The organism is Achromobacter xylosoxidans, assembly GCF_002192695.1.
Lineage (GTDB): Bacteria > Pseudomonadota > Gammaproteobacteria > Burkholderiales > Burkholderiaceae_B > Achromobacter > Achromobacter xylosoxidans_C.
Genome location: NZ_MTLG01000125.1, coordinates 46,565 through 73,371, shown reverse-complemented (window position 1 = coordinate 73,371; position 26,807 = coordinate 46,565). Strand labels below are relative to the sequence as shown.

Below are 26,807 nucleotides of genomic sequence, written 5' to 3'. Positions count from 1 at the left end.
GGCCGGTCAGTGCTTCAGGGCCAGGAAGTGATGCACTTCGGGCTTGTCCGGCCCCATGTGAAAGCGCAATGCTTCCGCTTGCAGGTCGGCATCGGCATGGGACACGCGATGATGCTGGCGCAGATGTTCGGCCCAGGATTCCACGAAGAACCATTCGACCACCCGCTGCGGATCGCTGGTGTGCTCGACGACGCCCCAGGCATAGGCGCCGTCACGCAGGCGCTCTTGCGACAGGCGCTTCATCGCGTCGAGAAAGGCGGGGCGGTCTTCCTGGCGGATGCGGTACTCGACCTGCACCAGCACCGGCCCGCGATCGTGGGCCACCGGTTCGGCGACCAGCGGTTCGGGCCAGTGATTCGACGCCTGCAAATCCGCTTCGCCGACCGGCAACCGGGCACGATGAAACAGCAACGCCACCACGACCAGGCCGGCGGCGCTTACCGCCAGCGCGTAGGGCACGCCGATCTCGCGCGCGACCAGGCCCCAGCCCAGGCTGCCGGCCGCCATCGCGCCGTTGAACACCATCAGGTACACCGCCAGCCCGCGGCCGCGCACCCAGTTGGGCAGCACGGCCTGGGCCACGCCGTTGAACGTGGTGAGCGCGGTGATCCAGCCCATGCCCAGCACCACCAGCATCAGCACGGCCAGCCATTGGGGCGGCGCGAACACCAGCACGGCCATCACCGCCGCGCTGGCCACCGACGCCAACAGCACCAGCCCGTCGGCATCCAGGCGGGCGCCAATCCTGGGCAGCAGCAGGGCGCCGATGATGGCTCCCGCGCCCACCGCGCCCAGCAGCACGCCGTAAAAGCCCGAGGAGCCGCCCAGCATCTGCCGCGCCACCAGCGGCAGCAAGGCCCAGACGGCGCTGGCGAACAGGAAGAAGGCTGCTGCGCGCAGCAGCACGCGGTGCAGCTCCTTGCTGGCCCGCGTGTAGCGCAGGCCGGCGCGGAACGCGCCGAAGAAGTTCTCCGACAGCGCGCTATCGGCGGCCACGGGACGCTTCCACCACAGCAGCGCGGCGATGACGAACACGTAGCTCAGCACGTCCAACCCATAGGTGACCGCGGCGCCGAAGCTGGCCAGGATCAGCCCGCCCGCTGCCGGACCGATGGCGCGCGCGATGTTGATGCCCAGCGAGTTGAGCGCAACCGCGCCCTTGAGTTCTTCGCGCGGCACGAGTTCGGGGACGATGGATTGCCAGGTCGGCCCCATCAAGGCCGCGCCGATGCCGCCGACAAAGGTCAGGGCAATCAGGTAGTCGACCGTCAGCGCGCCGAAATGCGACAGCAGCAACAGCGTGCCGCTGACCGAGGCAAGCAGCAGCTGCACGAAGATCAGGAAGCGGCGCCGGTCCAGGATGTCGGAAAGCACGCCGGCGGGAATCGCCAGCAGGAAGATGGGCAAGGTCGCGGCCGTCTGGATCAGCGCCACCGCGGTCGGACTGGCCGACAGATCGGTCACCAGCCAGGAGCTGGCCACGTCCCGCATGAAGCTGCCGACGTTGCCCAGCACGGTCGCGGCCCACAGCACGGCGAACACGGACTGGCGCAAGGGCGCGAAGGTGCCGCGCGCGGCGGGATTCTTCTGGTCTGGCATGGGACTCTCCTGGATCGCGCCAGGCGGCGTTCGGACCCGCAAGTCCCGCCGCCCGCCGTGTTCAAAAAGCAAGGCGCCGGACCGGCCAGACGCTGTCTGGACGATCCGGCTTGCGGTTTACTTGGCGGGGTTGGGGCCGATGCGCTCGCCGTGCTGCACACGCTCCGCGAGCTTGTGCACGTGGGTGACCGCGTAGTCGATGCCCATGCCGTAGGCGCCGGAGTGCTCCTTGACGATGCCGGTGACGGCGTCATAGGTTTCCTTGCGGGCCCAGTCGCGCTGCCATTCCAGCATCACCTGCAACCACGTCATGGGCACGGCGCCAGCCTGCACCATGCGGTCCATGGCGTACTTGTGCGCGTCCACCGAGGTGCCGCCCGAAGCATCGGCCACCATATAGATTTCGTACTCGCCTTCCAGCATGGCGCACAGCGCGAAGGTGGTGTTGCAGACCTCGGTCCAGAGACCGGCAACGATGACCTTCTTGCGGCCATTGGCGGCCAGCGCGTCGCGCACGTTCTGGTCGTCCCAGGAGTTCATGGAGGTGCGCTCCAGGATCTTGTGCTCGGGGAACACGGCCAGCAGTTCGGGGTAGGTGTTGCCGGAGAAGCTGTCGGTTTCGACGGTGGTGATGGTGGTCGGGATGTTGAAGGCGCGCGCCGCCTTGGCCAGGCCCACCACATTGTTCTTCAGGGTCTGACGGTCGATGGATTGCACGCCGAACGCCATCTGCGGCTGCTGGTCGATGAAGATGATCTGGCTGTTCTGCGGAGTCAGGACTTCGAGGTATTTGTTGGCGGACATGGCGGGACTCTCTTTAAGAAAAACTATCAAGTAGGGCGGCGGCGAAGAATTCGGTGTAGCTGGCAAACCATCCTGGCCTGCACCGGTGAGAGCGTGGCGGGGCGCCGCTGGGAGGGCCCGTACATCTCGTCTGTCGGTGTATGCATAGTAGGGAGCGGCCGCGTTCCTGAGAACCCGCAGCATGGAATTCCATCCTTTCCATTTCTTGCATGATGACCATGGCGTGACAGTCTCTGCTGCACTGCGTTCAACACCATTCTTGTCCATGCCATAGGCAGGGGCTATCATCGGCGCGGGCGTTTCCCGAGAACACGAGATGAGCAAGCTGCCGGATTTAGAGGGTTGGGCGATCTTCGCCAAGGTCGCCGAGACGGGATCGTTCGCCAAGGCGGCGGCCGAGTTCGCCTTGTCGCAAGCCACGGTTTCCAAGACCATCAGCCGTCTGGAAGCGCGCATGAAGACGACGCTGTTTCATCGCACGTCCCGCAGCATGACCTTGACCGAATCCGGCTACGCGGCGCTGGAACGCGCAGCGCGCATATTGGAGGAAGGCGAGGCCGTCGAATCCGAGGTGACGGAAAAGTCGAGCAGCCTGCGCGGCAAGATCAGGCTGTCCGCGCCCATGTCCTTCGGCGTCACGCATCTGGCGCCCATGCTGCCGCCCTTCATGCAGGCCAACCCCGATGTGGCCTTGGAAATCGAATTCAGCGACAAGCAGGCCGACCTGGTCTCGGAACGCTTCGACCTGGCGCTGCGGATCTCCAACCTGGTGGACTCCACGCTGCTGGCGCGGCGCCTGTGTTCCGTGCGCATCCTGCTGGTGGGCGCGCCCAGCTACTTCAAGCGCGCGGGACGCCCCAAGCACCCGAAGGACCTGGCGCAGCACACGGCGTTGCAATACATGTATGCGCGCAACGGCTCGAGCTGGCGCTTCCGGCATGAAAAGCACGGCGAGTTCTCGCAGTCTCTGCCCGTGCACCTGAACGTGAACAATGCCGAAGCCCTGACGCCGGCGCTGCAGGCGGGCATGGGACTGGCGCTGCAGCCGGAGTTCCTGGCGTGGAAGGATCTGCAATCAGGCGCGCTGGAGACCGTGATGGACGACTGGCAGGTGGATCCCATCGCCCTGCACATCGTCACGCCGCCGGGACGCCGCCGGCCGGCCAGGGTACAGGCGTTCATCGAGTATCTGGCCGAGCGCTTGACGGCGGAGCCTTGGGCCAATGATGTGCAGGTGTAGAAAGCCTGCGGCGCTGGGCATGCGCCGAGGCGGCGGCGCCAGGCGGGACTGGCGCACGCCGTCATTGAATGGCTAGGCGGGACTTCGAACGAGTATGGCGTCAACCTCGATGTCGAATGCGCTGAATCCGGACTGGATCAATGTCCTGGCCGGCGGCGGTTCGCCAACGTAGCTTGCGTAGATCGCGTCGAATTCCTGTGCGTGGGCCATGTCCCGCAAGAACACGCCCACCTTGACTGCGTCGCACAGACTCGCCCCTGCGGCGTTTGCGGCCGCCTCGAGATTATCGAGCGCCATTCTCGCCTGCACCGCAAAGGGCTTGTCTCCATGCCGGACGTTGTCGCGATCGCGCGGGGTCTGGCCTGAGAGAAAGACAAGTTGGCCAGCCTGCACGGCCACGCTGTAGGTACCGGCTGGCGGCGGCGTCGATGCGCTGGAGTAAGCTTTTCGGATCATGTTTCCAGGGGATTGAGGTTACGCAAGACGATGCTCGTCGATGACGGTCGCGATGCGCCTGACGGCATCGACCGCCGCGTCATGGTTCTGCGAAAAATTGAGGCGGATGCTGTCGCCGGCGTGCGGGCTGAATTCAGTCCCCGGCGTAACCGTGACGCCGGCCCGCGACCTCAACTCCCGAATGAAGGCCTGTAACGGCGTGCGCAGCTTAGGCAGCCGCGGAAAAAGGTAGCTGCCCGCTTGCGGCGTGCGAACCGCCACGCCCTCGATGCCACGAAACAGCGCCAGCAGGTCGTCGCGGATCTGCTGGTGCTTTTCGATGCGGTCAGCCAACCATCCCGCGGGCTCGGAGAACCAGGTCTGCAGCACGGCCTGGCAGTACCCGGGCGCGCGCAACGAGACGATGGCCTGGAGCTTTTCCATGCGCTGGATGATGCGGGCATTGCCGAATGCCACCCCTAGTCGATAGCCGCTCAACGATTCCGTCTTGGACGGCCCCATGATGGTGACGACGTTGTCGCCCGCTTCCGACGCGCCCCGCAGATGGACGTACGGCTGCCCCGCGTACAGAAGACGGGAGTAGAGCTGGTCGACGATAACCGTTGCGCCGAACTTGTCGGCCAGCGCCGCGATCTGCCCGATTTCATTGGGGGAATAGACCGCCCCCGTGGGATTGTTCGGATTCGAGAAGAGAAAGACCTTGGCGCCCGCCTTGAATGCCGATTCCAGTTGCTGCAGGTCCAGGCCGGCATGTACCGTGTTGTTCAGATACTCGAGTTGCACGGGGATCATCTCCGCCCCCATGAACTCGACCAGCTTGCGGTTGGCGAAGTAGTCGGGTTGAACGATCGCGACTTTGTCGCCCGCGGTCACCGTGCTGGCGACGGCGAGAAACAAGGCGCTTTGGGTACCGGGAGTGATGATGAGTTCTTCGGCCCCCGAAACGGGATGGCCCGAAAACGCCGCCAGATCGAGCGCAAGTTTCTCCCGGATGGCCGCCTGGCCACGATACTCGGTATAGGCCTGGGAACCGCCGCGATGAACGCCCTGGACAAAGGCTTCGAGCGCTCCCGGAGTGGGTTCAAACGCGTCGGTATTGACGTCGCCGTGCGAGAAGTCGACAGCGATGCCCGAAAGGCTTGCGCCTTCCTGCGCCGGCGGCTCGCCACCACGGCTTTCCCGCACCTCCTGGCCAGGCGCGTTATCAATGCCCAACTTCAGGAATTTTTCTTCAATCGCATTCATGGCGTTCTCGTCGTGTTAAGGAAATGGGTGACATGTGATGGTTCATCTGCCGCATCCGAACCGCTCTCGATCGTTGCATCGTTCTCCTGAAGCAATCGGGCCAGCAAGGGCATGTCGATATTGCCGCCAGACAGCACTATCAGCGCGTCCTTGCCGCCAAGCTGGAGCCGTCCAGCCAGCAGCGCCGCCAACGCCACGGCCCCGCCCGGTTCGACCACCATGCCCAACTCCGTCAATGCAAAACGGATGGCGTGCGCAATTTCGGCGTCCGTCACGGCCAGGGCTTCATCGAGGAAGTGCCGATTGATCTCGAACGGCAGTTGCGCGGGCGTCACGGCCTGCAAGGCGTCGGCGAGTGTGACCGCCGTTGGCGCGTTGACCTCCCGGATTCCGCTGGCAAGCGAACGCACGGTATCGTCAAACCCGCAAGGCTCCACCGCGACCACCCGCAGGTTCGGCAGAAGGGCGTCCAGCACCAGGCCGCAACCGGCCACCAGGCCGCCGCCGCCGCAAGGCGCGGCAAATGTACCCAGGCCTGCTCTGGCCGCGGGCGTCAACGCATCCAGCGCTTCCAGCGCCACCGTTCCTTGCGCCGCCAGCACATCGGGGTGATCGCCGGGCGGGATGAGCGTGCCACCCGACTCCTGCAGCAAGCGCATGCCGATGGCTTCCCGGCTCTCGCGCCGCCGGTCGTAATGAACCACGCGCGCGCCGTGGGCCAGCGCTCGAGCGACCTTGTTGCGAGGCGCGTCGGCCGGCATGACGATCGTGGCCGGCACCCCGAGACGCCGCGCCGCCCAGGCGATGGCCTGGCCGTGATTGCCCGTGGAGTAGGCGACAACGCCCCGTTGCCGTTCGGACGCGTTCAAGCCCAGCAAGGCGTTGAATGCGCCGCGGGCCTTGAACGATCCCGTCACCTGCAGGTTCTCGGCCTTGATCCAGACTGGCGCGCCAGCAATGCAATCAAGGGCTGCCGATCGGATCAGTGGCGTCGAGACCACGTGAGGCCGGATGCGTTCAAGCGCTGCCCGCACATCGTCGAAATCGGGCACGCGCATCTTGCCCAGCGATTCGTGCACGATGAAGGCTTCAGGTCGGGTCTTCGGTTTGTGTCGTGTCATTGGGTGCTTTCGTAGGCGATATCTTCAATGGGAGACGAGCCGCGACAGAAACTCCTGCGCGCGCACAGAGCGGGGCGATGCGAAGAACGTGTCCGTCGGCGTGTTCTCCACGACTTTCCCGGTATCCATGAAGATGACGTTGTCCGCGGCACGCCGGGCAAAGCCCATCTCGTGCGTGACGACAGCCATCGTCATGCCGTCCTGCGCCAGCTCCAGCATCACGGATAGCACCTCGCCTATCATTTCCGGATCCAGGGCCGACGTGGGTTCGTCGAAGAGCATGACGATGGGATCCATTGCCAGCGCCCGGGCAATCGCGATGCGCTGCTGCTGGCCGCCGGAAAGCTGGGCCGGATACGCATCGACCTTTCCAGGCAGTCCGACACGGCCCAGCAACTCCCTGGCCTTGTGATGCGCAGCCTCGCGCGTGCGCCCCAGCACCTTCATGGGAGCAAGACAGAGGTTGTCGAGCACGGTCAGATGCGGATAAAGCTCGAAGTGCTGAAACACCATGCCGACACGGCTGCGCAGATCGCTCAGATTGGCGGCAGCGGCGCCCACCTCGACGCCGTCGACGCGTACGCTGCCGCGCTGGAACGACTCCAGGCCGTTGAAGCACTTGATCAACGTGCTCTTGCCCGAGCCCGAGGGTCCACAGATCACGGCCACCTCGCCGCGGCGGATCGTCAGATCGCAACCATTGAGCACGGGGGTCGCGCCGTAGGACTTGTGCAGTCCAGATACGTCGATCATTGGCGCTTCTTCTCTCTTTTCTACAGTCATGCGGCGCTCCTGCGCTTGGCGGCCAGGTGCGCCGCCAGTGAAAGGGATGCGCAGAGCACGAAGTAGACGAGCGCTGCGAACAGGTACATCTCGATCAACCGGTTATCCCGGTTGGCCACGATGCTTGTGGAGGTCATGAAGTCTCGCAACGAGATGACATAGACGAGCGAGGTATCCTGGAACAGCACGATCGCCTGCGTGATCAGCACGGGCATCATGTTGCGCAGCGCCTGCGGCAGCACCACGAAGCGCAATGCCTGCGCACGGCTCAAACCCGACGCTGCGGCGGCCTGCCACTGCCCCGGCCGCACGCTCTGCAGCCCCGCGCGGATGATTTCGGAGTAGTAGGCCGCCTCGAAGAGCGTAAAGGCGATCAGTGCCGAGGGTAGCGCCCCCACCGGCTTGCCGACGATCAGCGGCACCATGAAATAGAACCAGAAGATGACAAGAATCAATGGCACCGCCCGGAATCCGTTCACATACACGGCCGCGGCGCCCGCGAGCAGCGCATGCCTGGAGAGGCGGGCAAGCGCCAGCAGCAGGCCAAGCGCCAACCCCCCGGCCATCGCCACCAGGGTCAGCAGCAGACTCAGCCCCAACCCCTCTAGCAGGAACGGCCACGCCTTCACGATGACCGAGACGTCCAACATTCCGTTCATGCCCGCCCTCCTTGGGTGCCGGGGATCAGCAGTCTCTTCTCCAGGCTACGCATGCCCGCCGTGACGCATAGCGCGATTGACAGGTACACCAACGTTGCCGCCGTGAATGCTTCGAAGCCGCTGAAGGTATAGCTCTCGATCTGGCGGCTCTGCGCCGTCATCTCGAAGACGCCTATAGTCAGTGCCAGTGCCGAGTTCTTGAAGACCGTGAGGAACTCCGAGGTCAACGGCGGCAGGACCAGCCGCAAGGCCTGGGGCAGCAGGACGAAGCGATAGGTCTGCACCAGCGTCATGCCGCTCGCATAGGCCGCGAACCGTTGTCCCCGCGGCAATGCAGCGATGCCGGAACGGACCTGAACCGCAACGCGCGCGGCGGTGAACAGGCCCAGGGCGGCAATCGCAGTCCAGACTTCAGGCATCGGCAGATCGCGTTTGAGCCAGTGACCGGCTTCGCTCGGCAGCAGTTCCGGCAGCACAAAGAACCAGATGAACAACTGCACCAGAAGCGGCACGTTCCTGAACACCGCAACGTAAGCCGTCAGTAACCAACGGATGCGGCCGGGCAGAGAGCCCAACACGCCCAGCACCAGGCCGATCACGACGGCGATGGCCCAGGCCGCGAGCGAAATCAACACCGTCGCTTGCAGCCCGGAAAGCAGCCATCCCGCGTAAGGCTCCTCGAAAAGAACGTTCCAATTCCATGCGTAGTTCATCATGAGTCCCGAGCGGGTCGCGTCATTCCGGGAGTGCGGCCAATTTGAAAGCCGCCGCGAGGTCCTTCGAAAGCGGAACGCTCATAGGCGCGAACCACTTGTCATAGGAAGCGTTGAGTTCCCCTGAGCGCACGCCGCGCGCAATGGTTGCGTTCACCAGGCTGAGGAACACGGTGCTGTTCTTCTGCAGCATCAGGCCGTAGGGATCGAACGACAGAGGCCGGCCGACCACCTCGAAATCGGCCGGCATCGGGGCGCTCTTGCGCAATCCGTAGAGCAGGATGTCGTCGGTCGAGAAAGCGTCGGCCCGGCCCGTCGAGAGCGCCAGAAAGCCTTCGGAGTTGTCCCTTACCGGAACGATGCGGACTTGCAGCTTCTTCGCTTCGATCAAGGCCTTGATCAGCCGCTCCGGAGTGGTGTTGATGGGCAACGCCACGGCTTTTCCGTCGAGGTCCTCGACCTCCTTGATGTCCGCGCCCTTGCGCACCAGGAGCCGGGTGGTCGAGATGAAGTGCGGGGCGCTGAAGTCGACCTGGGCCTGGCGGCCCAGGGAGTTGACCGTCGAGCCGCATTCGAGGTCGACGGTGCCGTTGGCGACCAACGCGATCCGGTTTTGCGGGTTCACCGCGATGTAGTCGACCTTCAGTGCCGGCATCTGCAGCCGCTGCCGGACGGAATCCACCACCTTCATGCACAGGTCGATTGCGTAACCCACGGGCTTCCTGCCGTCGTCCAGATAGGAAAAGGGAATCGACGATTCGCGGTAACCCAGGGTGATGGTTCCCTTTGCCTTGATGCGTTCCAGGATGGGATCGGTGCTCTGCGCCAACGCCGCGGCGCTGCCTGCCAGCAATGCTGCGCCAAGGATGCCCAGCAGGACGCGGGGCACGAAGCGGGTGGTGGTGGTCATGGAGTCACTCCTAGTCAGACCAGCGTTGCGGCGGGTTGGTCAGCGCCAGTCAGGGCGGCAACAAGCTCGGCGAGACTGGAGACCGTGAGATCGGGTTTCGCCTCGGCGGCGCCTTCCCCGGACAAGCCCAGCAGCCTGCCCGGGCGGTTGACCCAGGCGCAACGCACGCCCAGCCGGTTGGCCGGCGTGATGTCGGCCCGCAGGCTTTGCCCGACGTGCAGGATCCGTTCGCGCGGGATGCCCATGCGCATGAGTTCGCCTATGCCGGTATCGAAATGCGGCCAATCGGGCTTGTAGGCCCCCACGCGTTGCGCCGTGACCACCAGATCGAAGCGGAAATCCAGGTTGTCGCACGAGGTATTGAGCGAGGCCTGGTCGATGTTGCTGAAAGCGCCCACTTTGGCGGACTGCTGCAGGCGCACCAGGCCGGCATGGCTGTCGGCGAATGCCGGCCAGGTGTGCGGCGCGGCCGCGAACTGGCGGCGCAGGTCCGGGTCCACGGCCACCTTGAACTGGGCGCAGATGCGCTCGAAGCACTTGGTCAGGACGTCGGGGTAGAGGTGTGCCGGACGTTCCTTCTGGATCGCCGCGCGGGCGCCGTCGAAAGCCATGATCAGGGTTTCGGCGTCGGCCTCGATGCGGTTCTCGCGCGCCCAGCGCGTCAGGAACTTGGCGATCGAAGGCTCCCAATCAATCAACGTGCCGTACACGTCGAAGGTCACGGCATCGAAATCGGAAAGGCGGAGCGTCATATGCAACCTTGATGAAAAGTGATGGGGTCCTCGAACTATAATCGATAATCGATAATCGGCAATACCTGATGAGTCCGTATAATCCCTAGGAGGAGAAAATCTATGGACTACGGTGAAACGCCGCCGGCGGGCCAAGCCCTGGCGGATCGTTCGATCGCAGGCGCGGTGGTGGACGCCCTGCGCGGAGAGATCATTCACGGCCAGTTAAGGCCGGGTGAACGCCTGCGCCAGGACGCCGTGGCCACGCGCTTCCGGGTCAGCCAAACGGTCGTCAGGGAGGCGTTCAAGGACCTGATCCGCGAATGCTTCCTGGTCGCGGAACCGCGTCGCGGCGTCAGCGTGGCGACGATGTCGACTGACGAGGCGGAAGAGATGACGACCTTGCGCAGCCTGATTGAGCCGCAAGCCTTGGCTTGGGCCATCCCACGGCTGACAGAGGTTCAGTTCGAGGCCGCCGAGCGCGTGCTCAAGGAACTGGACGATGAAAAGAACGTCGATCGGATCATCTTGCTGAATGCCCGCTTTCACCGCGGGCTGTACGCCGCTGCGAATCGTCCCAGGACGCTGACGACGGTCGAAACATTGCGCCTGGGCTTCGAACGCTACCTGCGTTACACGTGGGAATTCACGACGCACCGGAATCGCTCGCAACAGGAGCACTGGGAGCTTCTGGCAATGTGCAAGCAGGGCGAGGTGGACAACGCCTGTAGGCTCCTGACGCAGCACATCCGCGCGACGGGAGACTTGCTCGTCGAATGCCTCGCCAAGCGGCCCGTTGAACAATCGTCCAAGCTTTGAAGCGCTTGGCCCGCGCGCTGGCGCTTGTCCGGGACGGGCTGGCGCATCGGCACGGCCAGGCAGCGCACGAAGTGTTCGGGAAGCCAAAACCCGCCGTGGTTGCGCAAAGAAAAAGGGGGCTGCAAGGCAGCCCCCTTTCACGGAATCCGGGTCTCTCGGGAAGAAACCGGATTCTCGCGGGATAGCGAGCCGTCAGGCGTCGATGTTCCCCGCCGACAACGCGTGCGTTTCGATGAAGTTGCGGCGCGGTTCAACGTCGTCGCCCATCAGCGTGGTGAAGACTTCGTCGGCCGCGATGGCGTCCTCGATCTGCACGCGCAGGAGGCGGCGCACCTTCGGGTCCATGGTGGTTTCCCACAGCTGTTCCGGGTTCATTTCGCCCAGACCCTTGTAGCGCTGCTTGGAGATGCTGCGGTCGGCTTCGCTGCGCAGCCACTGCATGGCTTCGCGGAAGTCGGAGACGGTCTGCTCCTTGCGCTTTTCGCCTTCGCCGCGGGCGGCCAGCGAACGCGCGCCGACCTTGCCCAGGAAGCTCTTGGCGGCCTTGGACAGGACCGCGTAGTCCGAACCATTGACGAAGTCCGCGTCGATGATGCTCACGCGCACGTTGCCGTGGTGCATGCGCTGCACCGACAGGCGATGGCGTTCGGTGGCTTCGTCGAACTGCGGCACCACTTCGACGCCGTTGCCGCTGACCGGATCGCGCATGGCGTCGGCCAGGCGGCGGGCGGAGTCGGCGGTGGACTCGGCCGAATCCAGGTTGATCTCGACGCCTTCGGCCATGGCCGACAGCGCGCCCACGTCGAACACGCGCGACAGGCGCGCGATGACGGCGTCGGCCGCGACGTACTGGCGGGCCAGGTCGCTCAGCTCGTCGCCGCGGATGATGTTGCCGCCCGAGATGATCTCGGCATCCTTCAGCGCCAGCTGCAGCATGAACTGCGCTTCTTCCTGGTCGTCCTTCAGATAGCGTTCTTCACGGCCGACCTTGACCTTGTACAGCGGCGGCTGCGCGATATACACGTAGCCGCGCTGTACCAGTTCGGGCATCTGGCGGTACAGGAGCGTCAGCAGCAGGGTGCGGATGTGCGCGCCGTCGACGTCCGCGTCGGTCATGATGATGAGGCGGTGGTAGCGCAGCTTGTCGACGTTGAAGTCGGGACCGATGCTGGTGCCCAGCGCGGTGATCAGCGTCGCGATCTGTTCGCTGGCGATCAGGCGGTCGAAGCGCGCCTTCTCCACGTTCAGCACCTTGCCGCGCAGCGGCAGGATGGCCTGGAACTTGCGGTCGCGGCCTTGCTTGGCCGAGCCGCCTGCGGAGTCACCCTCGACGATGTACAGCTCGCACAGCGCGGGATCCTTTTCCTGGCAGTCGGCCAGCTTGCCGGGCAGGCCGGCGCCTTCCAGCACGCTCTTGCGGCGAGTCATCTCGCGCGCCTTGCGCGCGGCTTCGCGCGCGCGGGCGGCTTCGACGATCTTGGCGCACAGCGCCTTGGCGTCGATCGGATTCTCCAGCAGCCAGGATTCCAGCGTGCGGGCCACGGCTTCCTCAACGGCCGGACGCACTTCGCTGGAGACCAGCTTGTCCTTGGTCTGGCTGCTGAACTTGGGCTCCGGCACCTTTACCGACAGGACGCAGGCCAGGCCTTCGCGCATGTCATCGCCGGACGTTTCGACCTTGGCCTTCTTGGCCAGTTCGTTGTCGGCGATGTACTTGTTGATGATGCGGGTCATCGCCGCGCGCAGGCCAGTCAGGTGCGAGCCGCCGTCGCGCTGCGGGATGTTGTTGGTGAAGCACAGCACGCTTTCGCTGTAGCTGTCGTTCCACTGCATCGCCACTTCGACGCCGACCGGCACGCCGCCCGCCGAGGACTCGGTGGTGACCGAGAACACGTTCGGGTGCAGTACGGTCTTGCTGCGGTTGATGTACTCGACGAAGCCCTTCACGCCGCCGGAGAAGGCGAAGTTCTCTTCCTTGCCCTGGCGCTGGTCGATCAGGCGGATCTTCACGCCATTGTTCAGGAACGACAGCTCGCGCAGGCGCTTCGAGAGGATCTCGTAGTGGTATTCGATGTTGTTGAAGATGATCGGGTCGGCCAGGAAGCGCACTTCGGTGCCGCGCTTGTCGGTCGTGCCGGTCACTGCCAGGGGCGCGACGCGCTCGCCCTGGCGGAACTCCATCTGGTGTACTTCGCCATTGCGGCGGATGGTCAGCCGCAGCCATTCGGACAGCGCGTTCACGCAAGACACGCCCACGCCGTGCAGGCCGCCAGACACCTTGTAGGAGTTCTGGTCGAACTTGCCGCCGGCGTGCAGCTCGGTCATGACGATTTCCGCCGCGCTGCGGTGGAATTCGTCATCCTTGTGGATGTCCGTGGGAATGCCGCGGCCGTTGTCGGTGACCGAGATCGAGTTGTCGGTGTGGATCGTGACGACGATGTCGTCGCAATAGCCGGCCAGGGCTTCGTCGATGGCGTTGTCGACGACTTCGAACACCATGTGGTGCAAGCCGGTGCCGTCGGAGGTGTCGCCGATGTACATGCCGGGGCGCTTGCGCACGGCCTCCAGCCCCTTGAGCATCTTGATCGAGTCAGCGCCGTAGCCGCTGTTCTCGGGAGTGGTGTTCTGCTGATCTGACATGTCTGTATCGATAACGCTTTAAAGAACGGCCTGGCGGCCGGACCACCCACGGGCCCTCAGGCCCGCAAGCGGCACAAACCCACGATAGGGGCGCGGATCAAATCCGCATGGGCATGACGACGTACTTGAACTGGTCGTCTTCGGGCAGGGTGATGAGCGCCGACGCGTTGGCATCGGGCATGACCGACCACTGGATGTTCTCGACCTTGACGTTGGCCAGCACGTCGAGCAGGTAGCCGACGTTAAAGCCCACGTCCAGCGCTTCGTGGCCGTAGTCGATGTCGATTTCTTCCTGCGCCTCTTCCTGCTCGGCGTTGGAGGACGAGATCTTCATCTGGTTCTGCGCCAGTTGCAGGCGCACACCCTTGAACTTGTCGGTGGTCAGGATGGCGGCGCGCTGCAGGCTGCCCTGGAGCGCTTCGCGGCCGACCAGGAAATGGCGCGTGTAGTTGGTCGGGATCACGCGCGTGAAGTCCGGGAACTTGCCTTCCACCAGCTTGGAGACGAGTTCCACGTCGCCGAAGCGGAAACGGATCTGGCCCGGCGCCACGTCAATGGAAACCGGCTCGTCGGAGTCTTCCAGCAGGCGCTGCATTTCCAGCACGGTCTTGCGCGGCACGATCACTTCATGGCGTTCGCTGATGCCGTCGGCTTCCGTCGAGCAATGCGCCAGGCGGTGGCCGTCGGTGGCGACGGCGCGCACGCGGCCCGGTTCGAACACCAGCAGCATGCCGTTCAGGTAGTAGCGGATGTCCTGTTGCGCCATGGCGAAGTGCACCATGTTGAACAGGTGGCGCAACGTGCGTTGTGGCATGGTCAGCGATACGTCCCACTGCTCGGGCTGAGCCACGGTGGGGAACTCGCTGGCGGCCAGCGTCTGCAACGCGAAGCGGCTCTTGGCCGACTGTACCGACAGCTTGTTGCTGGCCAGGGCCAGGCGCACGTCGCCGGTGTCCGGCAGGGCCTTCAGGATGTCCAGCAGCTTGCGCGCCGCGACCGTGGTGGATTCGTTGTCCTGGCCCACGCCGAAGTCGGCATGGGTGGTGATCTGTACTTCCAGGTCGGTCGCAATGAAAGCAACCTTGTTGCCTTCCTTGCGCATCAGGATGTTCGCCAGAATGGGCAGGGTATGGCGTCTTTCGACGATGCCCGCCACAGTCGATAGCGGTTTCAGCAATGCATCGCGTGTGGTTTGTACGAGTTGCATGTTCATCCTTTTAGAGTTTGTTCCAACACGTGCAGGGTATGGTTGAGCTCCGCTTGCTTGGCGCGAAGGTCGGAAATCTTGCGTACGGCATGCAGCACGGTGGTGTGATCACGGCCACCGAACAGATCGCCGATTTCCGGCAGACTTTTCTGAGTCAGCTCCTTCGCCAGGTACATCGCGACCTGGCGCGGCAAAGCGATATTGGCGGGCCGGCGTTTCGAGTACATGTCGGCCACTTTGATCTTGTAGAAATCCGCCACCGTCTTCTGGATGTTCTCCACGGTGATCTGGCCGTTGGACACCGACAGCAGGTCCTTCAGGGCTTCCTTGCAGACATCCACCGTCAGCACGTCGCGGCCATGGAAGCGGGCGTAGGCCAGGACCTTGCGCAGCGCGCCTTCCAGCTCGCGGACGTTGCTGCGCAGATGCTTGGCGATGAAGAACGCCACTTCCTCGGGCATGGGCACGCCTTCGGATTCCGCCTTGCGCAGCAGGATCGCCACGCGCATTTCCAGTTCCGGCGGCTCGATCGCCACCGTCAGGCCGGAGTCAAAGCGCGAGATCAGGCGGCTGTCGATGCCCGACAGCTCCTTCGGGTACGTGTCGCTGGTGATGATGATCTGCTTGCGCTGGGCCACCATCGCTTCGAACGCATAGAAGAATTCTTCCTGCGTGCGGTTCTTGCCGGAGAAGAACTGGATATCGTCGATCAGCAACAGGTCGAGCGAGTGGTAGTAGCGCTTGAAATCGTCGAACGCCTTGCGCTGGTACGCCTTCACCACGTCGGACACGTACTGGTCGGCATGCACATAGCGCACCCGCACCCCCGTGCCCGCCGCCACCATCGCATTGCCGATGGCGTGGATCAGGTGGGTCTTGCCCAGGCCCACGCCGCCGTACAGGAACAGCGGGTTGTAGGACGTGCCCGGGTTCTCGGCCACCTGCAGCGCGGCGGCGCGCGCCAGCTGGTTCGCCTTACCCGTCACGAAGTTCTCGAACGTCAGGTCGGTGTTCAAGCGCGAGCGCTCGTACACGATGTTTGCCGCATCCGCGTTCACCGCTTGCGCAGCCGCCGTCGTCGCGGGCGCAGGAGCGGGAGGGGCGGGCGCCACCGCGGGCCCAGGCGGCGGCGCGCCACCTGAAGGGGAACCGCCGGACGGGTACGTTTGCGCGGGTTGCTGAGCGCGCACGGGCGCGACCGGCATGCGCGGCGCGGCGCCTTGGGAAGGCAACTCAAACAGTACCTGTACCGGACGCTCGAACCACTCCGCGGCCAACGCTTCGATCTGGTGGGAAAAGTTCTTGCGCACCCAATCCAGCTTGAAGCGGTTGGGCGCGGCCACGCGCAGCACCGCCTGCGTTTCGTCGTACGCAAGCGGGACCAGCGGTCGTATCCACGCGCTGATTTGTTGGGGGGGGAGTTCCTGCTCAAGACGACTGACGCAGGTCTGCCAGAATTCTTTCATGTCGCTCTTATTCAAACCTCGATTCTACCTTGCCTGGGCTGGGGTTATCCACAGGGTAGGGCATAAGCGTCCGCACGGCACAGGCATAACTGTTTGACAAGACAGGGAAAACTTGCTGAAATGGTGGGCTTTTCCGAATTCTGTCTGTCAGAAGGTTCCACAGAGAGCTTAGCCGCGCTTTGCTGCCGGAGGTGTCTAACGATGCCTGCGCCTACACAAATGCCTGGTTTTAGCTTCTATAGGTCGCCCGGGGTTTCCCCGGTCAGAGCCCCGTCTACGAGTTGTTTTTTGCACCTGTTGCAAAAATGCCCAGTAGATACCCGCTTCCTGAATGCGCGATCTGGAACCCTTCCGGGCAGGTCCCTTCTGACTTTTGTTCTTTTTGTGGATCGTCCATGAAACGTACCTACCAACCTTCCGTTACCCGTCGCAAGCGCACCCATGGTTTCCGCGTGCGCATGAAAACCCGCGCTGGCCGCGCCATCCTGAACGCTCGCCGCGCCAAGGGCCGCAAGCGTCTGGCCGTCTAAGTCCTGGTTTTCCGGTTTATCCGGAAACCTGACTATTTGCACGGACCAGCCATATTGCAAGACCTCTCGCAATCTTGTTCCGGTTCCGCGCAAACGCCTGACCCGCAGTCCATGCCGCGCTCCACGCTTCCCCCGGAGGCGCGGCTGCATCGCCCCTCCGAGTTTGCCGCCACCCTCAAAGGCCGGCGTCTTGCCCGAGGGGCGTTTTTCATTGTGAGCGCCGCTCCCAATGATCTGCCCCCTGGCCAGGATGCCTGTGCCCGCCTGGGCCTGGTGATCGCCAAGCGATTCGCCGCCCACGCCAGTACGCGCAACGCCATCAAGCGGGTCATCCGCGAAGCGTTCCGCCATCGGCGCCTGGGGCTGCCGGCAAAAGATTACGTCGTGCGCCTGCATAGCAAGGTCGCGCCCACCACGCTCACCGCGCTTAAACGCCTGGCTAGAGCCGAAGTGGACGCTCACTTTGAGCGGATCGCGCGATGATCAAGGCTCTACTCATTGCCCCGATCCGGTTCTATAGGTTTTTCCTGAGCCCTTGGATTGGCAGGCAGTGCCGCTTTACTCCCACCTGCTCGGCGTATGCGATCGAAGCGATCGAACGCCATGGCGCCTGGCGCGGCTTCTGGCTGGCGGTCCGGCGCATCGGCCGCTGCCACCCTTGGTCGCCGGGCGGATTGGACCCGGTTCCACCGGCCAAGGGAACCAATGGCCCCTCGTGCTGTTCCCACAGCCACCGCACCGAGCACGATTGACGCTAAACTGGCGGGCTTTGCTGGCCCGTATTCACTTCAGTAGGCACCATGGATATCCGACGCACCGTCCTCTGGATGATTTTTTCCTTCTCGCTGTTGCTCCTATGGAACAACTGGCAGATCCATAACGGCAAGCCGTCGCTGTTCGGCCCCACGCCGGCCGCCACCACGAGCGAGCCGCAGGCCGCCGCGAACAACGCGACGCCTTCGGTGCCCAGCGCGCCGGTCCCCACGACCGCCGCCGCGTCCGCCGTACCCGGCGCCGCGGCGCCTGTTGCCGCGCGCTCCGAAGAAGTCGTCATCACGACCGACGTGCTGCGCCTGACGTTCGACACCATGGGCGCCCAACTGGTGCGCGCCGAGCTGCTGAAGTACCCGGCCACCGGCCAGCCCGACAAGCCCACGGTGCTGCTGGACCGCGCCGCCGGCCTGAACTACGTGGTGCAGACCGGCGTGGTGGGCGCGCCCAACGGCCAGAGCTTCCCCACGCACCAGACGCCTTTCCGCATCGTGTCCTCGGAGCGCCAGCTGACCGGCGACAACCTGGTGGTCGCCTTCGAAGGCGAATCCGGCGGCGTCAAGGTCACCAAGACGTTCACGCTGCACCGCGGCCGCTATGACGTCGACGTGCGCCACGACCTGGCCAACGTCGGCGCCGCCCCCGTGTCGCCCGCCCTGTACCTGCAGCTCGAACGCGACGGCAACGATCCGGCCGACACGTCCAGCTTCTATCACACCTTCACCGGTTTCGCCGTCTACTCGGAACAAGACAAGTTCCAGAAGATCACCTTCAGCGACATCGAAAAGAAGAAGGCCAACTACATCAAGCAGTCGGACAACGGCTGGATCGCCGTGGTCCAGCACTATTTCGCCACCGCCTGGGTGCCCCCGCAGGGCAAGCCGCGCACCAACGAACTGCTGGAAGTGCAGAAGAACCTGTACGCCGCCCGCAGCATCGAAGCCGTGGGTGAGATCGCCCCCGGCGCCGCCACGCGCGTCGATTCGCACCTGTGGGTCGGTCCGCAGGACCAGAAGGCCATGGCGGCCCTGGCCCCCGGCCTGGAACTGGTGGTCGACTACGGCTGGCTGACCATCATCGCCAAGCCCCTGTTCAAGCTGATGACCTGGCTGCATTCCATCCTGGGCAACTGGGGCTGGACGATCGTGGCGCTGACCGTGCTGATCAAGGCCGTGTTCTACCCCCTGGCCGCCGCCAGCTACCGCTCCATGGCCCGCATGAAGCAGGTGGCTCCGCGCCTGCAGGCCCTGAAGGAAAAGTACGGCGACGACAAGCAGAAGCTCAACGCGGCCATGATGGAGATGTACCGCACCGAGAAGATCAACCCGCTGGGCGGCTGCTTGCCGATGGTGGTGCAGATCCCGGTGTTCATCTCGCTGTACTGGGTACTACTGGCCAGCGTGGAAATGCGCGGCGCGCCCTGGATCCTGTGGGTGCACGACCTGTCGATCCGCGACCCGTTCTTCATTCTGCCCGCCATCATGATGGCCACCATGTTCCTGCAGATCAAACTGAACCCGACGCCTCCGGATCCCATCCAGGCCAAGGTCATGATGATCATGCCGCTGGTGTTCGGCGGGATGATGTTCTTCTTCCCGGCCGGCTTGGTGCTCTACTGGTGCGTCAACAACACCTTGTCGATCGCGCAGCAGTGGTCCATCACCCGCGCCATGCAGCGCAAGACGGAAGCGGCGGCCAACCGCTAGGCCTCCTCTTACACAAGAAACCGGTCCCAGGCGGACCGGTTTTTTTTCGCCCGCGATGTGTCTCCTCATGCCGATCCGCGATTCTCTTGATAGTTATTCTTTATCAAGATTTATAGATCAATCAACTTCACACCGTAAGACAAGCCCCCTATGATGTGTCGGAGATAGCCTCAGGCCGGCAATGCCGGGGCTGTCCCAGACACGGCGCGGGCCCGCAGCGGCCCCGCATTCCAGGCATTTCATAGGGAGTGTGCTATGACCGACAAGAAGACGCATCTGACCACCGCCGCAGGCGCGCCGGTACCCGATAACAACAACACGATGACCGCAGGTCCGCGCGGCCCGGCGCTGTTGCAAGACTTCTGGCTGATGGAAAAGCTCGCCCATTTCGACCGCGAGCGCATCCCCGAACGCGTGGTGCACGCCAAAGGCTCGGGCGCCTACGGCACCTTCACCGTCACGCACGACATTTCGCGCTACACCCGCGCCAAGATCTTTTCCCAAGTCGGCAAGCAGACCCCGTTGTTCCTGCGTTTCTCCACCGTGGCGGGCGAGCGCGGCGCGGCGGACGCCGAGCGCGACGTGCGCGGGTTCGCCATCAAGTTCTACACCGAGGAAGGCAACTGGGACCTGGTCGGCAACAACACGCCCGTCTTTTTCATCCGTGATCCGCTGAAGTTCCCGGACTTCATCCACACCCAGAAGCGCGACCCCAAGACCAACCTACGCAATGCCACCGCCGCTTGGGACTTCTGGTCGCTCAACCCGGAATCGCTGCACCAGGTCACGACCCTGATGAGCGACCGCGGCATTCCCGCCAACCTGCGCCAGCAGCATGGCTTCGGTTCGCATACGTTCAGCTTCGTCAACAAGGACGGCGAGCGCTTCTACGTGAAGTTCCACTTCAAGTCACAGCAGGGCATTGCCTGTATGACCGACGAGGAAGCCGCCCAAGTGGTCGCCCATGACCGCGAAAGCTCGCAGCGCGACCTGTTCAACAATATTGAGCAGGGCAATTTCCCGAAGTGGACGCTGAAGGTGCAGATCATGCCCGAGGCCGAGGCCGCGACGTACCACATCAACCCCTTCGACCTCACCAAGGTCTGGCCGCATGGCGACTATCCGCTGATCGAAGTCGGCGTGTTGGAACTGAACAAGAACCCCGAGAACTACTTCGCCGAAGTGGAGCAGGCCGCCTTCACGCCTGCCAACGTCGTGCCCGGCATCGACTTTTCGCCGGACAAGATGTTGCAGGGCCGCCTGTTCTCCTATGGCGACACGCACCGCTACCGCCTGGGCATCAACCACCACCAGATCCCGGTGAACGCGCCGCGCTGCCCGTTCCACAGCTTCCACCGCGACGGCGCGGGCCGCGTCGACGGCAATGCGGGCGCCACGCTGAACTACGAGCCCAACAGCGCGGGCGAATGGCAGGAAACCCCGTCGGCAGGCGAACCGCCGCTGGCGCTGGACGGCCAGGCCGCGGCGCGCTGGAACCATCGCGTGGACGGTGACTACTACTCGCAGCCGGGCGCCTTGTTCCGCCTGATGACGCCCGCGCAGCAGGAACAGCTGTTCGGCAACATCGGCCGCCACATGGCCGGCGTGCCGGAAGAGATCCAGCGCCGCCAGCTGGAACACTTCCGCAAGGCCGATCCCGCCTACGCCGCCGGCGTGGCCAAGGCGCTGGGATTGAAGCTGTAGAGCGCGACGCGCCCATGTACAAGGCGGCCCAGATGGGCCGCCTTTTTTATGGTTGCAACGCCGCGCGGCGAGGCGGGCAGTCAGCGCTGCATGCCCCAGCGTCTGACCGTGAAGCGCTCCACGGTGTCGAACACCAGGTTTTCCACAAGCAGGCCGATGATCACCACCGCCGCCAGCCCGGCGAACACGCGGTCTGTGTATAACTCGTTGCGATTCTGGAAGATGTACCAGCCCAGGCCGCCCTTGCCGCTGGACGCGCCGAACACCAGTTCCGCCGCGATCAGTGTGCGCCAGGCAAACGCCCAGCCTATCCGCAGCCCGGCCAGGATGGCCGGCAAGGCCGCGGGCACCAGGATCTGCAGCACGTAGCGCAGACCCGTCAGTCCGTAATTGCGGCCCGCCATGCGCAGGGTCTCGGACACCCCGAGAAAGCCGGCATACGTGTTCAGCGCCAATGCCCACAGCACCGAATGGATCAGCACGAACACCAGACTGCCTTCGCCCAGGCCGAACCACAGCAACGCCAGCGGCAGCAACGCGATCGCGGGCAGGGGATTGAACATGGCCGTGAGAGTGGACAGCAGATCGCGCCCGAAGCGCGTCGACACCGCCAGCGTGGTCAGCACGAAGGCCAACGCCACGCCGGCCGCATAGCCCTGCGCCAGCACGCGCAGCGACTGTCCGGCGCGCGCCAACAGCTCGCCGCCGGCCATGCCCTGCACGAAGGCCACCGCCGTCTGCGACGCGCTAGGCAGCAGCAGGTCGTTATCGGTATAGCGCGCCGCCAGCTCCCAGATCGCGGCCAGCAGCGCCAGGATCGCCAGCTTGCGCAGGCTGGCGTGCTGCCACAGGCGTTCATGCCAGGGCAGGGGAGCTTCGGCCGCTTGCGGTGGCAGGGGCGGCAGCTCGTACTCCACTTCGGGTCGGATGGGCACCAAGCCCGCATGGGCAGTAGTCATGCGTTTGTCCTTCAGGCGGCAACGCGTTCTGCGGCAAGTTCAGCGGGTTGTTCCGCCGGCGCCACATCGAACAGCAGGTCATGAACGCGCCTGGCGGCCGACTGGAACGCCGCCGAGCCCTGGCTGTGCAGCCCGAAGGCATGGGCGTTCAGCTCCGCGCGCACGCGCCCCGGATGCGGCGACAGCAGCAGCACGCGGCTGCCCAGCACCAATGCCTCTTCGATCGAATGGGTGACGAACAGCAAAGTGAAGCGCACCTCTTCCCACAGCGCCAGCAGCTCTTCCTGCATGCGCCGCCGCGTCAGCGCGTCCAGCGCCGCGAACGGTTCGTCCATCAGCAATACGCGCGGCTGCATGGCCAGGGCGCGCGCGATGGCCACGCGCTGCTTCATGCCGCCGGACAAGGTGTGCGGATAGGCATCGGCAAACGCCGACAGCCCCACCTTGTCCAGATAGTGCATGGCGCGCTCATCGGCCTCGCGCCGGCTCAGCTTGCGCGAGGCCACCAGCGGAAACGCCACGTTCTGACGCAGCGTTTTCCACGGCGGCAGCTGGTCGAATTCCTGGAACACCACGATGCGGTCGGGCCCCGGGCCGCGCACGGCTTTGCCATCGACGGCGATGCGGCCTTCGGTCGGTTCGATGAAACCCGCGATCGCCTTGAGCAGCGTGGACTTGCCGCAACCCGATGCGCCCAGCAGGATGAAGCGCTCCGCGCCATGCACGTCGAAACTGACCTGATGCGTGGCACGCACGCGCCGTTCGCGCGTCTTGTATTCGATGGACACCTTATCCACAGCCAGCAAAGGCGCGGCCTTTTCGGCGTTATCCACAGGGGTCGCGGCGCTCAATCCCATCTCAGCTGCCTTGCGCCGTGACGGGATCGTCGAAGAAGTAGTCACGCCAGCTGGCCGGGGCATTCTTGATCGCGCCGACCTTGTGCATGAACTCGGCCAGCGCATAGGTGTTCTGCGGCTCCAGCTTGAATTGCACGTCGGGGTTCTTGATCACCTTGATCAGGAAATCGCGGTCCAGCTTGGCGCCGGTGACGCGCAGATAGGTATCCGCGGCCTTTTCCGGATTGGCGGCGGCGAACTGCGCTGCTTCCTTCAGCGCGGCCTGGAACGCCTTGTAGGTCTTGGGATTTTCCTTGCGGAATTTCTCGGTGGCGAACAGCACCGTGGACGAACTGGGTCCGCCCAACACATCATAGGAATTGAGCACGATGCGCGCCCGGGGATTCTCGGCCAGCTCCTGCTCCTGGAAGGGCGGATTGCCGAAATGCCCCGTGATTTCCGTGCCGCCCGCGATGATGGCCGCGGCCGCGTCCGGATGCGGCAGGGCGACGGAAATCCTGTCCAGTTTGTTGAACTGCGCGTCGCCCCACAGTTTGGCCGACGCCAGCTGCAGCACGCGCGATTGCACCGACACGCCCACCGCCGGCACCGCGATGCGGTCCTTGTCGGTGAAATCCGCGATCGTCTTTACGTTGGGGTTGTTGCTGACCAGGTAATAGGGAAAGTTGCCCAGCGAGGCCACGCCCTTCACGTTCTGCTTGCCGCGCGTGCGGTCCCAGATCGTCAGCAGCGGTCCCACGCCCGCCCCCGCGATATCCACAGCCCCGGACAGCAACGCATCGTTCACGGCCGAGCCGCCCGACAGCTTGGCCCACTCGACCGAGATATCCACACCATCGGCCTTGCCATGCTTTTCGATCAGTTGCTGATCGCGCGCCACGTTCAGCAGCAGGTACACGATGCCGTATTGCTCGGCGATGCGGATGCGGCCCTCCGCCATGGCCGGCGTGGGCGCAGCCAGCGCCAGCACGGCAAGTATCAACGCCAGGCCCGCGCCGGTGGCGGTCTGGACCAAACGATCTCGAACAGCGGAGGAAAAACCCATGGCGGACCCTGTGGATAAATGGTTTTGCGCGAAATTTCGGAGGGGCTGGACGTCAGAACGGCACGTCGCCTTCGATCGCGGTGCGGTACAGCTTGCGGCGCAGGTGGTCCGGCGTGCCGCCGGCCAGGTGGATCAACGAACGGTTGTCCCAGAACACCAGATCATGCGGCTGCCACTGGTGGCGGTAGATGTGTTCGGGCCGGATGCTGTGGGCGAACAGCTCGTCCAGGATCTGGCGGCTCTCGTCTTCGGGCAGGCCCTCGATGCGCGTGGTGAAGCCTTCGCTCACGAACAGCGCGCGACGGCCCGTTTCCGGATGCGTACGCACTACCGGATGCACCACTTCCTGCACTTGGGCCACCTGTTGCGCGCTGAGATTGGGGCGCCATGCGCCTTCCTTCTGCAACTGGCCATACTTGGCCAGATAGGAATGCACGGCGCGCTGGCCTTCGATGGCGTCGCGCAAGGCGGCAGGCAGGGTGTCGTACGCCACATGCATGTCGGCGAACAGCGTGTCGCCGCCTTGCTCAGGCAGCTCCTGCGCGTGCAGCAGCGAACCCAGGCTGGGCAGTTCCTTGTACGAGATATCCGAATGCCAATACTTGCCGGCATCGCCCAGCCCTATCGGCTTGCCATCTTCAACGATGTTGGAAACGATGAGGATCTCGGGATGCCCGGGCAGATGGAATTGATGCAGCACGTGGATCATCAGTCGGCCGAAGCGGCGGCTGAAATCGATGTGCTGCTGCGGCGTGATGCGCTGATCGCGGAACACCAGCAGGTGATGGTCCAGATGCGCGCGATGCACCTGGGCGAAATCGGCCGGGGCCAGCTCGCGCGACAGGTCGATGCCAATGATTTCGGCGCCGGTCACGGCTGCCAGCGGGCGGATCGTAAAGGCTTGCGCCGCGGGTTCGGCATACGCCTCGGACCGGCGCAGCGCGTTGCTCTGGGACATGGATCGCTCCTTGCGCGAATGCCGCCGGCCAGGCCGGCTCAGGAACGATCCATTATGAAAACGCGCAACCCCTACGCAAACGAATTATTCGGCCTTTGTTCAAGCCTGCGCGTCATATGGCGCGCCATCGCGTTGCGGCAATAAGCTTATTCGCGCGAGAGGAACTTGCCGCGCACGGAGCCGATGTGCTGCTCCATCTTGCGCACCGCGGCCTTTTTATCGCCGCGCTCGACCATGTTGTACAGGTCTTCCAGTTCGGCCACATTGGGCTTTTCGGCCTTGCCTGCGGGCGGGCGGAACCACAGGCGCATGGAACGGTCCAGCAGACTGCCGGCGAACTCCGCCAGGATGTCATTGCGCGCGGCTTGGTACAGCGTCTGGTGGAACCTGCGGTCGATCTCCATGCTGCCCAGGCGATCCTGGCGTTCATGGCATTCCCAACCTGCCGCCACCAGCGCTTGCAAACGCTCCAGCAGCGCCGGCGTGGCATTGTCCACAGCCAGGCCGGTCAGATGCGGTTCAACCAGCAGACGCGCGGCGATCAGCTCCAGGAAGCTGTCTATGGTTTCCGCTTTGACCAGGATGCCCTTGCGCGGCAGGATGTCCACCAGACCCTCGCGGTCCAACCGGTGTATGGCCAGATGGATGGGGCTGCGGCCCAGCGACAGCTGTTCGCTCAGTTGCGCGACATTGATCTGGTCCCCGGCGCGCAGCTCCTGCGTGAGGATCATGCGCTTGATCGCGATATACGCCTGTTCGCCGAGCGAGGCCGCCGGCGCGCTGTCTTCCTGCTGTCGCTTGGGGGTAGGGTTTTTGGGCATGCGGTGATGGTTGCTGACCACGCGCCGCAAACGGCGCAGACCGCTGCGATTATAGCGACCGGTGCGGGCGGGCCAGCGTTTCCTCAGTCGAGGCGCACGTTGCCGTCCTTGATGGCCTGCCCGTATTTGGCGGATTCAGCCTTCATGAACGCCGCGAACGCATTTGGCGTGGAGGCTGCGGCCACCATGCCCTGCTGCGCCAGGATCTGACGCACGTCCGCATCCTGCAGTGCCTCCGAGTACATCTGGTTCAAGCGCTGCACGCGATCTGCGGGCACGCCTGTACGCGTCAGCAGCCCCATCCAGGTTTGCGATTCGAAGCCCGGCAGACCGGCCTCGGCAAAGGTCGGCACATCAGGCAACGCCGGCGTACGGACGCTTCCCGCCACCGCCAGGGCGCGCAGCTTGCCCGCCTGGACATGCGGCGCGACCACGCCCACATCCCCCAACGTCGCGTCCACTTCGCCGCTCAGCACCGCCATGGTGGCCGGCGCCGCGCCCTTGTACGGCACATGCATCATGCCCAAGCCGGCCTGCTTCTTCAGCATCTCGAAGCCCAGGTGGCCTGATGAGCCATTGCCGAACGAAGAGAAGGTCGCCTTGTCGCCCTGGCTCTTGGCCCAGGCCAGGAACGCGTTGAGATCGCCTGCCGGCACCTTGGGCCCGACCACCAGCACATGCGGGTTGGACGCCAACTGCGTGACCGGCTGGAAGTCCTTCACGCTGTCATAGGGCAGCTGGTTCAACAGATAGGGATTGATGACGAAGCTGGCCGCGATCAGCAGCACCGTGTTGCCGTCTGCCGGCTTGCCCAGCAAGGTCTGCGCGCCGATCACGGTACTGCCGCCCGGACGGTTCTCGACGATGATGTTGGCGCCCGTGTTCTTCGCAATGGCCTTGCCCAGCGCCCGCGCCAACGCGTCCGAGGAGCCGCCCGCGGTATACGGCACGATCAGCGTCATGGGCTGCGACGGGAACGTGTCGGCGGCGGCGTTCATGCTGGCCAGCGCCAGCGCGGCGGCCAATACGGTTTTCTTCATGATGTTTACCCCTTGATTTGTCA

The 26,807-nt window shown here is 64.3% G+C and carries 27 protein-coding genes; 7 read left to right on the top strand and 20 right to left on the bottom strand.

Features of this window, described 5'->3' with window-relative positions; genetic code table 11:
• Positions 1-6: 6 nt before the first annotated feature.
• Both BRO63_RS32040 and BRO63_RS32035 read right to left on the bottom strand, forming a co-directional pair.
• Positions 7-1,599: an MFS transporter gene (locus BRO63_RS32040; RefSeq protein WP_088143564.1), complete on the bottom strand. Its 1,593-nt coding sequence runs from the start codon at positions 1,597-1,599 to the stop codon at positions 7-9.
• Positions 1,600-1,716: 117 nt separating this feature from the next.
• Positions 1,717-2,403 (bottom strand): hydrolase, encoded by a 687-nt coding sequence (locus BRO63_RS32035; protein WP_088143563.1) that lies wholly within the window; start codon positions 2,401-2,403, stop codon positions 1,717-1,719.
• A gap of 316 nt (positions 2,404-2,719) precedes the next feature.
• On the opposite strand from BRO63_RS32035, the gene BRO63_RS32030 reads away from it, so the two are divergent.
• A complete protein-coding gene (locus BRO63_RS32030) occupies positions 2,720-3,643 on the top strand; it encodes a LysR family transcriptional regulator (protein WP_088143562.1) in 924 nt (307 codons plus the stop codon).
• 72 nt (positions 3,644-3,715) lie between these two features.
• On the opposite strand, the gene BRO63_RS32025 is transcribed toward BRO63_RS32030, so the two are convergent.
• From BRO63_RS32025 to BRO63_RS31990, 8 genes are read right to left on the bottom strand one after another with little or no spacing between them, the layout of a single operon-like run.
• A complete protein-coding gene (locus BRO63_RS32025; RefSeq protein WP_088143561.1) occupies positions 3,716-4,099 on the bottom strand; it encodes a RidA family protein in 384 nt (127 codons plus the stop codon).
• Between the two features lie 18 nt (positions 4,100-4,117).
• Positions 4,118-5,344 (bottom strand): pyridoxal phosphate-dependent aminotransferase, encoded by a 1,227-nt coding sequence (locus tag BRO63_RS32020; protein ID WP_088143560.1) that lies wholly within the window; start codon positions 5,342-5,344, stop codon positions 4,118-4,120.
• The gene (locus tag BRO63_RS32015; RefSeq protein ID WP_306425696.1) at positions 5,341-6,465 is read right to left on the bottom strand and encodes a threonine ammonia-lyase; all 1,125 of its coding nucleotides are present in this window, start codon (positions 6,463-6,465) and stop codon (positions 5,341-5,343) included. The genes BRO63_RS32020 and BRO63_RS32015 overlap by 4 nt, the downstream gene beginning before the upstream one ends.
• Positions 6,466-6,489: 24 nt before the next feature.
• On the bottom strand, positions 6,490-7,218 hold the full coding sequence (locus BRO63_RS32010; protein WP_143219534.1) for an amino acid ABC transporter ATP-binding protein: 729 nt from the start codon (positions 7,216-7,218) through the stop codon (positions 6,490-6,492).
• A 26-nt stretch (positions 7,219-7,244) separates the two neighbouring features.
• Complete coding sequence (locus tag BRO63_RS32005) at positions 7,245-7,907, bottom strand: amino acid ABC transporter permease (protein WP_088143558.1); 663 nt, start codon at positions 7,905-7,907, stop codon at positions 7,245-7,247.
• On the bottom strand, positions 7,904-8,620 hold the full coding sequence (locus BRO63_RS32000; RefSeq protein ID WP_179215280.1) for an amino acid ABC transporter permease: 717 nt from the start codon (positions 8,618-8,620) through the stop codon (positions 7,904-7,906). Before BRO63_RS32000 ends, BRO63_RS32005 begins: the two co-directional genes overlap by 4 nt.
• A 22-nt stretch (positions 8,621-8,642) precedes the next feature.
• Complete coding sequence (locus BRO63_RS31995; protein WP_088143556.1) at positions 8,643-9,530, bottom strand: amino acid ABC transporter substrate-binding protein; 888 nt, start codon at positions 9,528-9,530, stop codon at positions 8,643-8,645.
• Between the two features lie 14 nt (positions 9,531-9,544).
• The gene (locus BRO63_RS31990) at positions 9,545-10,282 is read right to left on the bottom strand and encodes an HAD-IA family hydrolase (RefSeq protein ID WP_088143555.1); all 738 of its coding nucleotides are present in this window, start codon (positions 10,280-10,282) and stop codon (positions 9,545-9,547) included.
• Positions 10,283-10,384: 102 nt separating this feature from the next.
• Between BRO63_RS31990 and BRO63_RS31985 the strand changes: the two genes are divergently transcribed.
• Entirely contained in the window at positions 10,385-11,080 is a 696-nt protein-coding gene (locus tag BRO63_RS31985) for a GntR family transcriptional regulator (RefSeq protein WP_088143554.1), read from the top strand.
• A 192-nt stretch (positions 11,081-11,272) separates the two neighbouring features.
• Here BRO63_RS31985 and gyrB read toward each other — a convergent pair whose 3' ends face one another.
• The 4 genes from gyrB to BRO63_RS34610 form a co-directional block, all read right to left on the bottom strand.
• On the bottom strand, positions 11,273-13,720 hold the full coding sequence (gyrB, locus tag BRO63_RS31980; RefSeq protein WP_088143553.1) for a DNA topoisomerase (ATP-hydrolyzing) subunit B: 2,448 nt from the start codon (positions 13,718-13,720) through the stop codon (positions 11,273-11,275).
• A gap of 97 nt (positions 13,721-13,817) precedes the next feature.
• A complete protein-coding gene (gene dnaN, locus BRO63_RS31975) occupies positions 13,818-14,927 on the bottom strand; it encodes a DNA polymerase III subunit beta (protein ID WP_173144748.1) in 1,110 nt (369 codons plus the stop codon).
• Positions 14,928-14,929: 2 nt separating this feature from the next.
• Positions 14,930-16,393 carry a chromosomal replication initiator protein DnaA gene (gene dnaA / locus BRO63_RS31970; RefSeq protein WP_088143551.1) on the bottom strand — a complete coding sequence of 488 codons (1,464 nt, stop codon included), beginning with the start codon at positions 16,391-16,393 and terminating at the stop codon, positions 14,930-14,932.
• A gap of 274 nt (positions 16,394-16,667) precedes the next feature.
• Positions 16,668-16,790 carry a hypothetical protein gene (locus tag BRO63_RS34610; protein WP_256943448.1) on the bottom strand — a complete coding sequence of 41 codons (123 nt, stop codon included), beginning with the start codon at positions 16,788-16,790 and terminating at the stop codon, positions 16,668-16,670.
• On the opposite strand from BRO63_RS34610, the gene rpmH reads away from it, so the two are divergent.
• The 5 genes from rpmH (at position 16,789) to BRO63_RS31945 (ending at position 21,104) form a co-directional block, all read left to right on the top strand.
• On the top strand, positions 16,789-16,923 hold the full coding sequence (gene rpmH, locus BRO63_RS31965) for a 50S ribosomal protein L34 (RefSeq protein WP_003816025.1): 135 nt from the start codon (positions 16,789-16,791) through the stop codon (positions 16,921-16,923). The genes BRO63_RS34610 and rpmH overlap by 2 nt on opposite strands.
• Positions 16,924-17,034: 111 nt before the next feature.
• A complete protein-coding gene (locus BRO63_RS31960) occupies positions 17,035-17,406 on the top strand; it encodes a ribonuclease P protein component (protein ID WP_088143550.1) in 372 nt (123 codons plus the stop codon).
• Positions 17,403-17,675, top strand: coding sequence for a membrane protein insertion efficiency factor YidD (gene yidD, locus BRO63_RS31955; protein ID WP_013397082.1), 273 nt, complete (start codon positions 17,403-17,405; stop codon positions 17,673-17,675). Before BRO63_RS31960 ends, yidD begins: the two co-directional genes overlap by 4 nt.
• A 48-nt stretch (positions 17,676-17,723) precedes the next feature.
• On the top strand, positions 17,724-19,400 hold the full coding sequence (gene yidC, locus BRO63_RS31950; RefSeq protein ID WP_088143549.1) for a membrane protein insertase YidC: 1,677 nt from the start codon (positions 17,724-17,726) through the stop codon (positions 19,398-19,400).
• A 255-nt stretch (positions 19,401-19,655) separates the two neighbouring features.
• Positions 19,656-21,104 (top strand): catalase, encoded by a 1,449-nt coding sequence (locus tag BRO63_RS31945; RefSeq protein WP_088143548.1) that lies wholly within the window; start codon positions 19,656-19,658, stop codon positions 21,102-21,104.
• 80 nt (positions 21,105-21,184) lie between these two features.
• Here BRO63_RS31945 and BRO63_RS31940 read toward each other — a convergent pair whose 3' ends face one another.
• The 6 genes from BRO63_RS31940 to BRO63_RS31915 all read right to left on the bottom strand — a co-directional run bounded on the left by BRO63_RS31940 (position 21,185) and on the right by BRO63_RS31915 (position 26,784).
• Positions 21,185-22,063 (bottom strand): ABC transporter permease, encoded by an 879-nt coding sequence (locus BRO63_RS31940; protein ID WP_088143547.1) that lies wholly within the window; start codon positions 22,061-22,063, stop codon positions 21,185-21,187.
• A gap of 11 nt (positions 22,064-22,074) precedes the next feature.
• Positions 22,075-22,920, bottom strand: coding sequence for an ABC transporter ATP-binding protein (locus BRO63_RS31935; protein WP_088143546.1), 846 nt, complete (start codon positions 22,918-22,920; stop codon positions 22,075-22,077).
• A 1-nt stretch (position 22,921) separates the two neighbouring features.
• Complete coding sequence (locus BRO63_RS31930) at positions 22,922-23,965, bottom strand: ABC transporter substrate-binding protein (RefSeq protein ID WP_088143545.1); 1,044 nt, start codon at positions 23,963-23,965, stop codon at positions 22,922-22,924.
• A 52-nt stretch (positions 23,966-24,017) separates the two neighbouring features.
• Complete coding sequence (locus BRO63_RS31925) at positions 24,018-24,923, bottom strand: TauD/TfdA dioxygenase family protein (protein WP_088143544.1); 906 nt, start codon at positions 24,921-24,923, stop codon at positions 24,018-24,020.
• 146 nt (positions 24,924-25,069) lie between these two features.
• Entirely contained in the window at positions 25,070-25,744 is a 675-nt protein-coding gene (locus BRO63_RS31920) for a GntR family transcriptional regulator (RefSeq protein ID WP_088143543.1), read from the bottom strand.
• 83 nt (positions 25,745-25,827) lie between these two features.
• Positions 25,828-26,784: a Bug family tripartite tricarboxylate transporter substrate binding protein gene (locus tag BRO63_RS31915; RefSeq protein ID WP_179215270.1), complete on the bottom strand. Its 957-nt coding sequence runs from the start codon at positions 26,782-26,784 to the stop codon at positions 25,828-25,830.
• Positions 26,785-26,807: the final 23 nt, after the last annotated feature.